A 13,058-nucleotide genomic window follows, 5' to 3' on the forward strand; every position below is an offset into this window, starting at 1 on the left:
GCTTTTTGGTTAAGAGCCTTAGCCGTGTTGCAGTTAATCATTATTAATGTTTCGTTCCAGTTGGGTTAATAGGGAATTCGGTGTTTTCATAGATATCTGATAACTTTTTCGGTTTCTTCTCTTTCTCTCCATTCTTAGATTGATTATGAGTTTCGCTTAAAAGCCATTGCTCATGCATTTTTGCCGAATCCAGAAAATCCGGATCCTCCATTGCTTCCTTGCGAAGTTTATTTACACGTTCGAGAGTATCCCAAATCATAATACTTCACCTCCACTAAGGCAGTACTATAAAGATAACCCAAACCCACAAAACTTCAACTAAGCCAATGAGATAGCGATCTCAATTTCGAAAATTACTAGCTCTAAGCTAACGAAAACCCTCATCAGAAATCGGCTTCAAATGACGTGTATTTACCAATGATCTTCGACGATCTTTAGCCACAAAAAAAGCGAGCTCAGAGCTCGCTTTTTATCAATATTTTGTCCAACATTCGCTTGATTAAGTCGTGTCTTACTTAAGCTCGGTTACCAATTTTAACGGTACCGTTTGTTGCAAACCAAAGTGCTTCTGAACGACGGCGACCTAGCAAAATTGGGCCATCATCGTAGAACAAAAAGTTCTTCCAATGCTTCTTGAAAACTGACCACTTAGTTTCAAGGATGTTGTATTTTTCATAACAAAAATAAACAGTTACGTCATCTTGCCAATCAATGAAGTTAAGGATCTCTTCTGGCATTTCAGGCTCATCGGCTTCCCAATTTGCCATCCAGCTGATCTCTTCATTCCAATTAGAAGCCTTGCTCGGCCAGTCTTGCGAACTTAGTCTTTCTGCATCAGGACTTTGAGGGCTTACGTTCTCTTTCCAAAACTGAGATGCCCTTGCCTGTGTCATTGGTTTAATCTTTTCCAAGTCCTCTGCTGGTAATGGCATCGACTGGTGAGTGAAAATCCATTTTCTTTGGTATTCGTCCAAAGTTGTATATGACATCAAAATTCCTCAAATTTCTTCTTAGGCTTATGGATTTCCATGCCTATATGCTCTTTTTGATACAGTGACGGTTTCATTTTATCTATGTTCGTCACTGCCTCTAAATCTGTATTTACGTTTAATTGATACTTACGCCTAATGACTATTGGTCTCTAAACAGCGCGCCTATCTTCCCAGTTCGGGTTAACGAGTGCAGTCAGTATATGGTCTTCCCATTTACCGTTGATCTGCAAATAATCTTTAGCAAAGCCTTCACGAACAAAACCTAAATGTTCCAACACACCAGCGCTACGCTCATTATGAGGCATATAACCCGCCATTAAGCGATGCATGTTCTGAACATCAAACATGTAGTCCTTTGCCATGCTCAAGCCTCTGCGCATATAGCCGTGACCTTGTGCACTTTCAGCCAGTGAATACCCGACATTACACGCATAGAATGGGAATCGAGATAGATTACTGAATGAAATGGTACCCAACATTTCGTTGGTGTGATCATTAATAAGCAAACAGTAATAGCCTAGCCCCATTTTATGAAGCTCATTCAACTTAATCAGACGTTGAGCCCAACCCGTTCTATCAAAAAACGCATCTTCGCGAATCGGTTCCCAAGGCTTAAGGTACTCTCGGTTAGTTTGAAAGTAATCACTGATCATGTTCGCATCGTCTATCTCAGCGGTGCGTAGAATCAGGTTTCCATCGCGCTTATAAATGCGTTCTGGTGTGCTCAAATCTTCCATAATCATGTTCTTATTCGATCAGTTCTTTCTGATACCGTAATCACGCAGTTTGTTGGCAATTGAGGTGTGAGAGACATTTAGACGTTTTGCTAGCTTACGGCTCGATGGGAACGACTGATACAGCTTCTCTAGAATCTGAGATTCATAGTCTTTCATGATCTCATCTAGAGAGCCATCTAAGCTTAGATTCGCCATTCCTGCCGTCATGGTTTCAAGTTGAGGCAAGTGGAATTGCTCAACAGTTAACGTGTCCGAATCCAGCTCAGTTAATGCACGAAGTACCATGTTATCAAGTTGTCGGATGTTGCCCGGCCATTGATAGTTACCCAACTGATCGATAAGTTCTACCGTCAGTTTTGGTTTCAACATGCCCAACTGCTGTGCGTATTTCGCAACAAAGAGCTCCAACAGAGGCGCTACATCGTTTGAACGTTCACGCAGTGCCGGAATAGACAGAGTCAAAACGTTTAAACGGTAGAACAAATCTTCACGGAATGAACCTGAGTCAGCTAATTCAGAAAGACGATGACGTGTTGAAGCGATAATGCGTACATCAGCATGCATCTCTTCTTCTTCGCCTACGCGTCGGAATGAACCGTCTTGCAGGAAACGCAGCAGTTTGATTTGAAGATGAGGGCTCATTTCGCCGATCTCATCTAAAAATACCGTACCGCCGTTCGCTTGTTCGAAAATGCCTTTATGACCTTGTTCATGATTGAATGAACCCGGAGCATGACCAAACAGCTCAGTTTCTGCCACGTCATCAGGCATTGATGCACAGCTTAGAATCAAGAATGGGAAAGACGCTCGGTTCGAACGGTTATGACACGCTTTAGCCAACATCTCTTTGCCCGTACCTGTATCCCCTTCAATAAGTAGAGGCTGATCCAGCATAGCCAGTTTCTTAGCTTGGCTGATCAAAGCTTTATGGCGATTAGAGACACCAACAAAGTGTTCAAAGCCTAGGTTGTTCTGTTCAGGGATTGAATCTGGCGAGTTCATCTCTTGATTACAAGAACGAATCGTCATTACTGCGCTCGCCAGTACCGCTTCGTTAACGTCACCGCCAAGATAAATCGGTAGTATCTCGATTGAGAAGTCCAAACCTTCTAACACTACGACTTCACGATGGCGCGTTACATCGCCTTCGATCCAACGAGCAAAGTTGAAGCTAGGAACAAACGTCGCTAACGGCTCACCTATGACTTCGTCTTCTTGCTTGCCGAATAGGTTCAATGCAGCGTGGTTCGCCATGTCGACTGAGCCTTTTAGGTCAATCGCAATCACGGGGTCTGGCAGGTTAGCAAGCAGAGCAATCAGTTCAGTATTATGCCTTTCGCTCGGCATAAATTGGATTTTACGTACATCCTTCACACCTGAAATTCGGCGAATTTCAGCCATAAGTTCACTAAAAGCATCAAAATTAATATCAGGGCAGTTTAGGTAAATAATGCCTTTAACATCAATTTCGATTCCTCTTAAATCAATGCTTTTTGAGGCCAAGATATCGAGCAACTCGCGCGTTAAGCCGAGTCTGTCTTCACACAATACTTCAAGACGCACAAATAGTCCTATTATAGGTGTCAGGATAAGTTGACAGTAGTGTGAATTAAGCTCTAAGTTCAGTCAAGAAGAAGAGTAAACATATGTTTACTCTTCGCTCGCTAACTACTCAATGTCTACCGTTTTATTGGTAAGTCGTTCGCTTTATTTAAGCGTAATGCGCTTTATTTCAGAAAGGACAGCTTTGCGGAGGTCGGATAGTTTTACTTTTCGGTCATTGTGCCAAGGCATAGGTCGAAGCAATGACATCGCTTTCAAACCAAGTCGTGCAGTAAGAATACCAACACCAAGGCCTTGCCCTGCTCTTGCTGATACTTTACCCGCAAGATCCATCGAGACTAAGTCCATACTCGCATCAATCGCCAGCTCACTCGCCCCAGCCGCTGCCATGTTGATTAACACCAACTTGAACAACTTAATGCGAGACCAATAGCCGAGCTCAATGCCATAGACGTCGGCAAGCTTGTCTATCATGGTGAAATTGCGCCACGCCACCAGCAACATATCTGCTGCGGCTAATGGGCTCACCGCAACCAAGGCCGCTGATTCCGTCGAGAACTTAGTTACGATTTGGGTGGCTACTTTATCTTACTGACTCGCGACCAACGCATCGTACATATCCAACACTTCAGCATCGCTGTGCGCAGGATTAATGCTGTTTCGCCACTTATCGTACGAAGGAGACTCAGCAACGATACCTCCCTGCTTGGCAATGTTTTCACAGAATGCTTTGCCTTTACCAACGCTCTGGCTTTGCAGTAGCTCTTCACTCTGCTCTTGCACACTGAAATGGTCTTTCAGAGAACGCAGCTTCCACAGCTCTTTACCTATTGCGCCTAAACCCAATGAAGCAATAGCTGCGATAAAGCCTGCCCAACCTAAAGCTAACCAGTCAGCGGTTTGAATAGCGGTAATGACAGAGTCAATCGCCTGCCAGCCCACCAGACCGGAGAAAGCGACAAGTAAGCCCGTTCCAAACCACTTCTTCTTTTTGCTCGGTCGAATCACCTGTTCCAATTGTTGCTCAGCGTCACCATCAAGGTCGGTTTCCACTTGTGGTGCTACGGGCACAAACTTCTCTTGTTCTGTAAACAGCTGTTGAGCGCCTAAGTCTGGACTAACTTCATTGTTATCTGGCTCATCGAACGAGGTCTTCAACGGTTCATCAAAGACCTGTTTCGTTTTTAATTCACTCATATTGATTGCCTCAATTACTTCAACTTGTCGCCAATAAGATACTCTAAGACCTTGTCGACTCTCAGATGCTGACAAGGCTCATCGGAGTGTTGCTCCATTGGCCTAAAGCTCGTGAAATCAAACTGATTAGTTTCCCAATACTGTTTGTTTGGCAGCTTACGCGGCACCTCACCCGGATACATGGTTTGAGGCACGTTATCCAAGGTTACGCCTTGCAGCGCGGGAACATTGTCTGAACCTGACGAGATGTAACCCGCGCTCGTCGCTTGAATAGACGCGATGCTCATGCAACTCATGTCGATATGCTCAAACGCCGCCTGTTGCCACGCAGGGTGTACCATCTGTTGTAACAGTGACACTAAGTTCGGGTGCTGATCCGGCGTCACGTGATCGGCCTTGGTAGCGGCAAACAAAATCTTGTCGATCTTCGGGGCAAACAAGCGTCTTAGCATATTGCTTCGACCGTACTTAAAGCTCTTCAATAGTTGTTCTAACGCACCACGCATGTCCATGAAAGAGTCATAGCCCGCATTAAGTGGTTGTAAGCAGTCCACCAGCACGATTTGTCTATCGAACGTCGCGAAGTGATTCTTATAGAACGCCTTCACCACCTTCTGTTGATACTCTTCATAACGCGCTTTTAAAACCGCATAGTTGCTTGTTTTCGAGAACTTACCCTCGGGTGCTACACACGGGAAAAATTGCAATACGGGCGCGCCTTCAAGCTCACCCGGTAATACAAATCGACCCGGCTGTACCCAGTGCAGTCCGTTACTCTTACAAGTATGTAGATACTGGGTATAACTATCGGCAACGGCGACCAATTTCTTTTCATCGGCATCGGCCAACAAATCAATGTCACCGCGCATCGCGTTCCATTCTTGTGAATAGGTTTCTCGATCGCCTTTTAATGCTGCGAACTGGGATTGGCTCCACGTATCAAAGTCCATATCCAGTAACGGCAAATCAAGTAGCCACTCGCCTGGGTAGTCGACAATATCGAGATAAAGGGTGCTGTTTTTACTCAGCAGCTTCTTCGCGCCTTTGGCAGGCTTATATTTGATGGCTAGGCGAATCTCACTGACATCACGCGTCGGTACTGGCCATTCTGGTGGCTGCGCGTTTAGTGACTCCATCGCTTCATCATAAGAAAAACGCGGGATCATCATGTTGTGTTGTGGGATACGTTTAGCACCAATAATCCTTCCATCTCTCGCCGATGAAAAGAGCGGTAAATTCTTGTGAGTAGACGTATGAAGAAGTTGGTTAACCAGCGAAGTGATGAAGGCTGTCTTACCCGCACGAGAAAGCCCCGTGACCGCTACTCTAATGTGAGAATCCGTTCCTCTGCTTATAAAGTCACTCATTTCTTGAGTTAGGTGTTTCATTTGAACGACTCCGTGATAGTTAGGCTAACTGATTATGATAATAGAGAGGCAGCCTATGTTCTTTCCCTGTTGGGATAGTTTGTCTGCTTTTGCTAATAGTAGTGAGTATGCAATACACATTCTTAATGCTAGATGAATAAAAGCCCCTGACTACATTCATAATCAGGGGCTTTGAAATTTTTATACGATGTCGGACTAATCGTCTTCAATCAACTTGTAGATAACAAACAGTGTTATCTCAGCAATCAACCATAATACACATGTGATGGTTACGTACTTTTCGTTAAAAATACTGATTCCGTGCAAGATCAAATCGTAACCAATGAAACTACCAATCACCACTGCCAAGATAATCTGTAGGATCTGAATAAAACGAGGCATTCCTCTCTCCTATGTTCTTATATCAAACGATGTGTTTATAACTATATCATTGATAATAAGACAAAAGTGCAGATAATGCTGCACTTTTGTATTTAACTTTCTATGAAAAGTCGTGATTCAAACGCTGATGCCAATTCTTATTTGGCTTTTTCAGCTTCTGCAATTTTCACTTTCCAAGTATCAGGACCGATTTGGTGTGCGTTCACGCCATTAGAATCAACCGCTACCGTTACTGGCATGTCTTCAACTTCAAATTCGTAGATCGCTTCCATACCGAGATCTTCAAACGCAACAACACGTGCTTTCTTAATCGCTTTTGCCACAAGATAAGCGGCGCCGCCAACGGCCATTAGGTAAACTGACTTATGTTGTTTAATTGATTCAACGGTTGCAGGGCCACGCTCTGCTTTACCAATCATGCCCATAATGCCGGTTTCTTCTAGCATCATGTCGGTGAACTTATCCATACGAGTAGACGTTGTTGGGCCAGCAGGACCTACCGCTTCATCGCCTACTGCATCAACAGGGCCTACGTAGTAAATGAACTTACCTCTCAGGTCGACGCCTTCTGGTAAGCCTTCACCACTTTCAAGCATGCCTTGAATACGCTTATGAGCAGCATCACGACCGGTTAAGATCTTGCCTGATAGAAGAACCGTTTCGCCGGTCTTCCACTCTTGAACGTCTTCTTTAGTAATTTCATCAAGGTTAACACGGCGTGTATTTGCGCCTGCTTCCCAAGTAATATCTGGCCACTCTTCTAATTTAGGTGGTGTTAGCTCTGCAGGGCCGCTGCCGTCTAGCGTCAAATGAACGTGACGCGTTGCCGCACAGTTCGGGATCAAGCAAACAGGCTTAGATGCAGCGTGCGTTGGTGCTGTTTTGATTTTCACGTCAACAACAGTCGTTAGACCGCCAAGGCCTTGTGCGCCAATACCCAGTTTGTTTACACGGTTAAAGATGTCTAAACGAAGCTCTTCTTCAGCGTTCTCTGGACCTTTGTCGATAAGCTCTTGAATATCGATGTGTTCCATCAGAGATTCTTTTGCTAGTACCGCTGCTTTTTCAGCCGTACCACCAATGCCTATGCCTAGCATGCCCGGTGGACACCAGCCCGCGCCCATTGTTGGCAGCGTCTTCTCTACCCACTCTGCAATATCATCAGAAGGGTTCAGCATAACCATCTTAGTTTTGTTCTCAGAACCGCCGCCTTTTGCCGCGATTTGAATTTCAACTTTGTTGCCAGGAACCATATTAATGTGAACAACCGCTGGCGTGTTGTCTTTAGTATTAATACGCTTACCTGCAGGGTCCATTAGGACAGATGCACGCAATGGGTTATCTGGGTTGTTGTAAGCTTGACGAACGCCTTCATCAACCATCTGTTGTACTGTTTGATCCGTTTCCCACCTAACATCCATACCGATGTTCACGAAACAAGTAACAATACCTGTATCCTGACAAATTGGACGATGGCCTTCCGCAGACATACGCGAGTTAATAAGAATCTGAGCGATCGCATCTTTTGCTGCTTGGCTCTCTTCTTTCTCGTACGCTTTTTCTAGGGCTTGGACAAAGTCTAAAGGGTGATAATAAGAAATGTACTGAAGTGCGTCAGCGACACTGCTGATCACATCTTGCTTACGAATAACCGTCATTGCATGCCTCTTTATTGTTCTGGTTCCATGTGGGTTCTTGGTTTGACTGTTTTGTCTAACCGGACTAGTTGGCTTAGCTTTTTATTATGTTGAGCTGTATTTAGTTGCTTTAGCAATCGCTTGCATAGCTTTAAACTAAACCATGTGGTTTGCACCGTTCTAATCAAGAACCCATTTTATTTTCAATTTATGATACTCTTGCTTCCTCTCACACGCCATGCAGTGATCGAACTCTTTGTCACAAATTAAACAAATGAATAACAACGAATTTCACTCTATCCAAATCAAGCCGCTTGAATATCAATCAACTTTAGCTAAACAGCTGTTTTCTCATATTGAAAGCGTGCCGTGGGCAATGCTATTACGCTCTGCCTCAGAAAGCCACGTCGATAGTCGATACGACATTTTAGTTGCTCAACCCATCGCCACCTTCGAGACAATCGGTGTAAAAACGACCGTTAATGTTAATGAGACGTGCGAGGTTTCAGAGTCAGACCCTTTCGAACTACTCGACCAATATCAGCAGCAATTGCTACCCGCAACCAGTGAGCATCCTGAACTGCCTTTCATTGGCGGCGCTTTAGGGTATTTCAGTTACGATTTAGGGCGACGAGTAGAAGCTCTGCCCTCTCTTGCTAAGCGTGATATTTCTGCGCCAGACATGGCGGTTGGATTGTATGAATGGGCTGTGATTGTTGATCACAAGCTTAAAGCTGCGTTCCTTGTTGGGCAAAACATTGATACTCATTGGGATTGGTTGACTCAACAACCGTCGCAAAACGAACAAGCAGAACAAGCTCACCAGAAGTTTGGATTAACCACCCCATGGCAATCCAACATGACCGAGCAGAGTTATGCCAATAAGTTCGATAGCGTTCAAGAGTACTTGTTGTCGGGTGATTGTTATCAGATAAACCTTGCTCAGCGTTTTCGTGCCGATTACCAAGGCAGCGAATGGCTCGCTTATGAAAAGTTAGAGCAATACAATTCGGCGCCGTTTTCTGGTTTTATTCGTCTTGAACACTCTGCAATCTTAAGTGTCTCTCCTGAACGATTCTTAGAGCTCAATAGTGGCACCATTGAAACTAAGCCGATCAAAGGCACTCGTCCTCGTTCTGAAGACCCTATGATTGACAACGCCAATGCTCAAGACTTAACGGCAGCAGAAAAAGATCAGGCTGAAAACCTGATGATCGTCGACCTACTGCGCAATGACATCGGTAGAGTTGCAAAGCCGGGGTCGGTTCACGTCCCTAAATTGTTTGATATTGAAAGCTTTCCTGCCGTGCACCACTTGGTCAGTACGATTAGAGCAGAGTTAGATGTTCAGTACTCAGCAACTGACTTATTGAGAGCCTGCTTCCCTGGCGGTTCGATTACGGGCGCTCCGAAAGTTCGCGCAATGCAGATCATTGAAGAGTTAGAACCCCATCGACGTTCAGCTTACTGTGGCAGTATTGGTTATATCAGCCGTAATGGCAGAATGGATACCAGTATTACGATTCGTACCTTAGTGGCGGAAGATAATGCCCTTTACGCATGGGCTGGCGGTGGTGTGGTATTTGATAGTGATTGTGCCTCTGAATATCAAGAAACACTCGATAAACTGAGTCGTATCTTGCCAGTGCTTGAAGAATGCTAATCTAAATCGGTAACTACCCAAACGTAAATATCCAAACATAACTTAGCGGCGTGTTAGCCAATCTAAGTCATTAAATAAAACAAACCCTAAGCCATCCAAGATAGCTTAGGGTTTTCTGTTTTTAGATAAGAGCCAATACGGATGTATTAACACTAAATAACAGCAGCTGGTGCAATACCCCACTTCCTGAGCATATCTTTAAGATCGTTCGAGGTATAGGGTTTGCTGAGGATGTCATCCATTCCAGACTTAATGCAACGCTCACGCTCTTCAAGTGTCGTTCCGGCGGTGAGTGCCACAATTGACTTAGTGTAGCCTTTCTCTCTAAGCTTTTGTGTCGCTTCAAAACCATCCATAACTGGCATCCTGCAATCCATAAACACGATGTCATATTCATTATCAGAGGCCAATTCCAGTCCTTCGACTCCATTACCGGCGATGGTCGGCTCTATCTCATATTTACGTAGCATCTGTTGGATGATGATTTGGTTCATCTTAATATCGTCCACCACTAGAACTTTAAGTAAAGACAGTTCGACCTCTGATTCGAAGCTTTTAGCCACACAATCGCTCTCTACTGGGACGTCGATAACTTGAAGCGGAACTGAGATAGTAAACGTAGTACCAGAACCAAAGACACTGGTAACGCCAATATCACCATTCATCAACACCACCAACTTACGACAAATCGCTAAACCAAGCCCCGTGCCTTCGTAGTTTCTGCTACTTGAATTGTCAGCCTGGGTAAAAGGTTCAAACAGTGTTTTGTGGGCGGATTCGGTTATACCGACACCGGTATCTTCCACAGAGAAAACGAACTGGTTGTTTTCCCACTTAATATCGACTTTGACATGCCCGTGTTCTGTAAATTTGATTGCATTGCCAATTAAGTTTACGAACAGTTGAGTAATACGTTCTAAATCACCATTGAAATGAGTCGGTACGTCTGGCGCAATAGTGATCTTGAATTTAAGCTGCTTCTCAATCGCTCGGTTGATGAAGATACTTTCAATCGTATTTCTCAAATCGTGTAGGGCGAATTTCTTAGGAATAAGCTCCAGCATCCCTGCATTAATTTTACTGTAATCCAGTAGGTCATTAATGATGGTTCTTAGAAATTCACCAGATTGACTTAGGTTGTTCACTATCTCACGCTGAGAACAGTTCAGCTCGGTATCACTGATCAACTCAGCACTACCTAGTAAGCCGTTTAGCGGAGTTCTTAGTTCATGGTTGATCATCGCGACGAAATCGCGCGTCGCCCTTTCGGATTCTTCGGCACGTTGGCGAGATTCGATATTTCGGTTGATGGTCAGTTGATGGGTTAATGCACTACAGATAAGGTCAGTCACGAGTAACAGTTGGCTCTGGATAAACTCGTAGTCTTGGTCCAGCAATCTAACTTGGACGATTAAGACGCCGACAATCACATTCTCGACCTCTAATGGCACACTCAGCACATTGCCTTGCCAATGGGGTTCTTGAATGTCGTGTTCTAGCACCTCGACCATTTCGTCACCATAATCGTAGGTTTGTAACTGAGGAAGTAACTTGGGAGGCAAAATCAAACGACTGGCTTCAATCAGGTAACTGTTGGTCACGTTAGTGGTTAACTCTGAAAGCATTACATCGTTGAGATCGTTCCTAAGAAAGGCGCGCCCGAAATCAATCAACAAGTTGTCGATCTGTTCCTGAAACTCAATACGACGTATGTTCGCATTCGAACGCTTCTCTAGCTGGCGCAATGCAAGCTCAAGCTGTTGGTTAGCCTCAAACAATTCAAGGCTCTTTTGTTCCAACAATGCTTCAGCCGCTTTTCGCGCCGCTACCTGACGTTTAAGCTTCTTTTCTAAGGCAGATGCCAGATCCATATTACTTTTCGACTTTTAAATTAAACCTAACCACACTTTGGTCATCATTCTGAGGTGTCATTTCTACCAAAATTGACTCACCATGATGTTCGGCACACCCTTCAATTAACCCCAGACAAACATGAGACATACACCTAGCGCTTTTGTAGTCAAAAACGAGCTGTGCTTCGGTAGTGGTAAGAAAACTGAATTCTGGTGGCTCAGCGTCGGGATAGAGCTTCTTCACTTCTACATGAATATAGCGCTCTACGTGTTGGATAAATTGAAAAGTCGTATTGCTATGTGCAAGGCTGGCTTTGTTCGGTAAAGAGGCTAATAGGTTCTTAAATACCGACTGGCCAAATACGCGTTGCAAACACCCTGCATCGATATCGGTCTTCTTACTTAGATTAATAATGAGTTTCACGAGATCTTTATGGTCGTAACTTCCGACCGATGTGTAGATCCCTTCGTCTTCTGACATTTCTAAAACTTCTTCCAAAAGCTCTAACCCGAACTTATCTTCAACAAGTTCCAAAAATTCGGTGAATATGATTCCTTTCATCTCATACCTTTTCTTCTATTTCTTTTTAGAATGAGCCACTAAGTGAGTGTTATCAAATTCTTAAGGACAAAAACTACGTTTAACCACTCAATTATATGACATGAGTAACGCTTACAGGCTCATATGCCCATATTGAATATAGCAAAAACCTGAGAATTTAAGATAAAGCCCATCAAGCTTCTCTATTGATTGGCGATGCTATCTATTGATACCCACAAGAGAGTAAACAAACAGGTCAAGTATAAAAAAACTACGCCAAACGAGCTGAGCAGTGAAATTGGCTTTCAACTCGGTGTTATGCCTATACTTAAAATCATAATAATCAATATATTGGCATGACATGAATAAAGACAACTTCCTTCAACAGTTCCAACTTAACCCAACGGTTGGTTACCACCCTGAATCTGTAGAGCGTGTTTCTCATATTAGTGGGGAGCAACTTCGTAAGGCTGCAGTTGTGGTTGGTTTAGTTGAACGAGAAGACGGTTTACATGTCATTTTTACTAAAAGAGCAGCACATCTTAAGCACCACCCCGGCCAAATCAGCTTCCCTGGGGGAAAACATGAACAATCGGACCCTTCTATGCAATTCACTGCACTAAGAGAACTGCATGAAGAAGTGGGAATTCGATCGGATCAGGTTAAAATTGTTGGGCAATTACCAGCATTGAGTACCATTAGTAAATTTTCTGTGACACCGATTGTTGCAATGGTCGATCCTGATTACAAAGCGGTTATTGATCAGAACGAAGTTGCCTCTATTTTTGAGGTTCCTGCCACCTATGTTTTGGACCAAGCTAAACTTCATAGCCACACCGTTAACTTTAAGAAAATCAAACACCGTGTTTTTGCCATGCCCTTCGAAGAGCACCTAATATGGGGCGTTACGGCTCAAATCATCCAATCTCTGCAGCAGCATGTAGTGCAACAAATTACATAGCAACTACGTTTTGTTTAATCTCTGTTAACAAAATCCAGCCTTTCCATGGAACAGATTTATTAATCCAATTTTACGCAAACGTTTCCCTGGTATAAATCTGAGCAACCCCGCCTTTCGCATAACAAAAACGGCTCTTCTCCGCTTA

General features: G+C 44.0%; 11 protein-coding genes and 1 pseudogene. 2 read left to right on the top strand and 10 right to left on the bottom strand.

Annotation, left to right across the window (positions count from 1 at the left end; genetic code table 11):
- Positions 1-43: 43 nt before the first annotated feature.
- The 8 genes and pseudogenes from BCT49_RS01865 to BCT49_RS01900 all read right to left on the bottom strand — a co-directional run bounded on the left by BCT49_RS01865 (position 44) and on the right by BCT49_RS01900 (position 7,916).
- The gene (locus BCT49_RS01865) at positions 44-259 is read right to left on the bottom strand and encodes a hypothetical protein (protein WP_017108192.1); all 216 of its coding nucleotides are present in this window, start codon (positions 257-259) and stop codon (positions 44-46) included.
- Between the two features lie 256 nt (positions 260-515).
- Positions 516-989: a DUF2947 domain-containing protein gene (locus BCT49_RS01870; RefSeq protein WP_029223379.1), complete on the bottom strand. Its 474-nt coding sequence runs from the start codon at positions 987-989 to the stop codon at positions 516-518.
- A 152-nt stretch (positions 990-1,141) separates the two neighbouring features.
- Positions 1,142-1,729: a ribosomal protein S5-alanine N-acetyltransferase gene (gene rimJ, locus BCT49_RS01875; RefSeq protein ID WP_102433920.1), complete on the bottom strand. Its 588-nt coding sequence runs from the start codon at positions 1,727-1,729 to the stop codon at positions 1,142-1,144.
- 18 nt (positions 1,730-1,747) lie between these two features.
- Positions 1,748-3,292, bottom strand: coding sequence for a transcriptional regulator TyrR (gene tyrR, locus BCT49_RS01880; protein ID WP_017108195.1), 1,545 nt, complete (start codon positions 3,290-3,292; stop codon positions 1,748-1,750).
- 144 nt (positions 3,293-3,436) lie between these two features.
- A pseudogene (locus BCT49_RS01885) lies at positions 3,437-4,489 on the bottom strand (YcjF family protein).
- 14 nt (positions 4,490-4,503) lie between these two features.
- Positions 4,504-5,877, bottom strand: coding sequence for a YcjX family protein (locus tag BCT49_RS01890; RefSeq protein WP_102433921.1), 1,374 nt, complete (start codon positions 5,875-5,877; stop codon positions 4,504-4,506).
- A 195-nt stretch (positions 5,878-6,072) separates the two neighbouring features.
- Positions 6,073-6,258 carry a hypothetical protein gene (locus BCT49_RS01895; RefSeq protein ID WP_102433922.1) on the bottom strand — a complete coding sequence of 62 codons (186 nt, stop codon included), beginning with the start codon at positions 6,256-6,258 and terminating at the stop codon, positions 6,073-6,075.
- A gap of 137 nt (positions 6,259-6,395) precedes the next feature.
- Positions 6,396-7,916, bottom strand: a complete 1,521-nt coding sequence (locus tag BCT49_RS01900) for a fumarate hydratase (RefSeq protein WP_102433923.1) — start codon at positions 7,914-7,916, stop codon at positions 6,396-6,398.
- A gap of 253 nt (positions 7,917-8,169) precedes the next feature.
- On the opposite strand from BCT49_RS01900, the gene pabB reads away from it, so the two are divergent.
- Positions 8,170-9,558, top strand: a complete 1,389-nt coding sequence (gene pabB / locus BCT49_RS01905) for an aminodeoxychorismate synthase component I (protein ID WP_102433924.1) — start codon at positions 8,170-8,172, stop codon at positions 9,556-9,558.
- A 152-nt stretch (positions 9,559-9,710) separates the two neighbouring features.
- Here the strand turns inward: pabB and BCT49_RS01910 are convergent, their stop codons facing one another.
- Positions 9,711-11,429: an ATP-binding protein gene (locus BCT49_RS01910; RefSeq protein ID WP_102433925.1), complete on the bottom strand. Its 1,719-nt coding sequence runs from the start codon at positions 11,427-11,429 to the stop codon at positions 9,711-9,713.
- A 1-nt stretch (position 11,430) separates the two neighbouring features.
- On the bottom strand, positions 11,431-11,973 hold the full coding sequence (locus BCT49_RS01915) for a heme NO-binding domain-containing protein (protein WP_102433926.1): 543 nt from the start codon (positions 11,971-11,973) through the stop codon (positions 11,431-11,433).
- A 340-nt stretch (positions 11,974-12,313) separates the two neighbouring features.
- Here BCT49_RS01915 and BCT49_RS01920 point away from each other — a divergent pair, with 340 nt between their 5' ends.
- Entirely contained in the window at positions 12,314-12,913 is a 600-nt protein-coding gene (locus BCT49_RS01920) for a CoA pyrophosphatase (protein ID WP_017109688.1), read from the top strand.
- The last annotated feature ends 145 nt before the right edge of the window (positions 12,914-13,058 follow it).

It is taken from the genome of Vibrio lentus (assembly GCF_002875945.1).
Classification (GTDB): Bacteria; Pseudomonadota; Gammaproteobacteria; order Enterobacterales; family Vibrionaceae; genus Vibrio; species Vibrio apostichopi.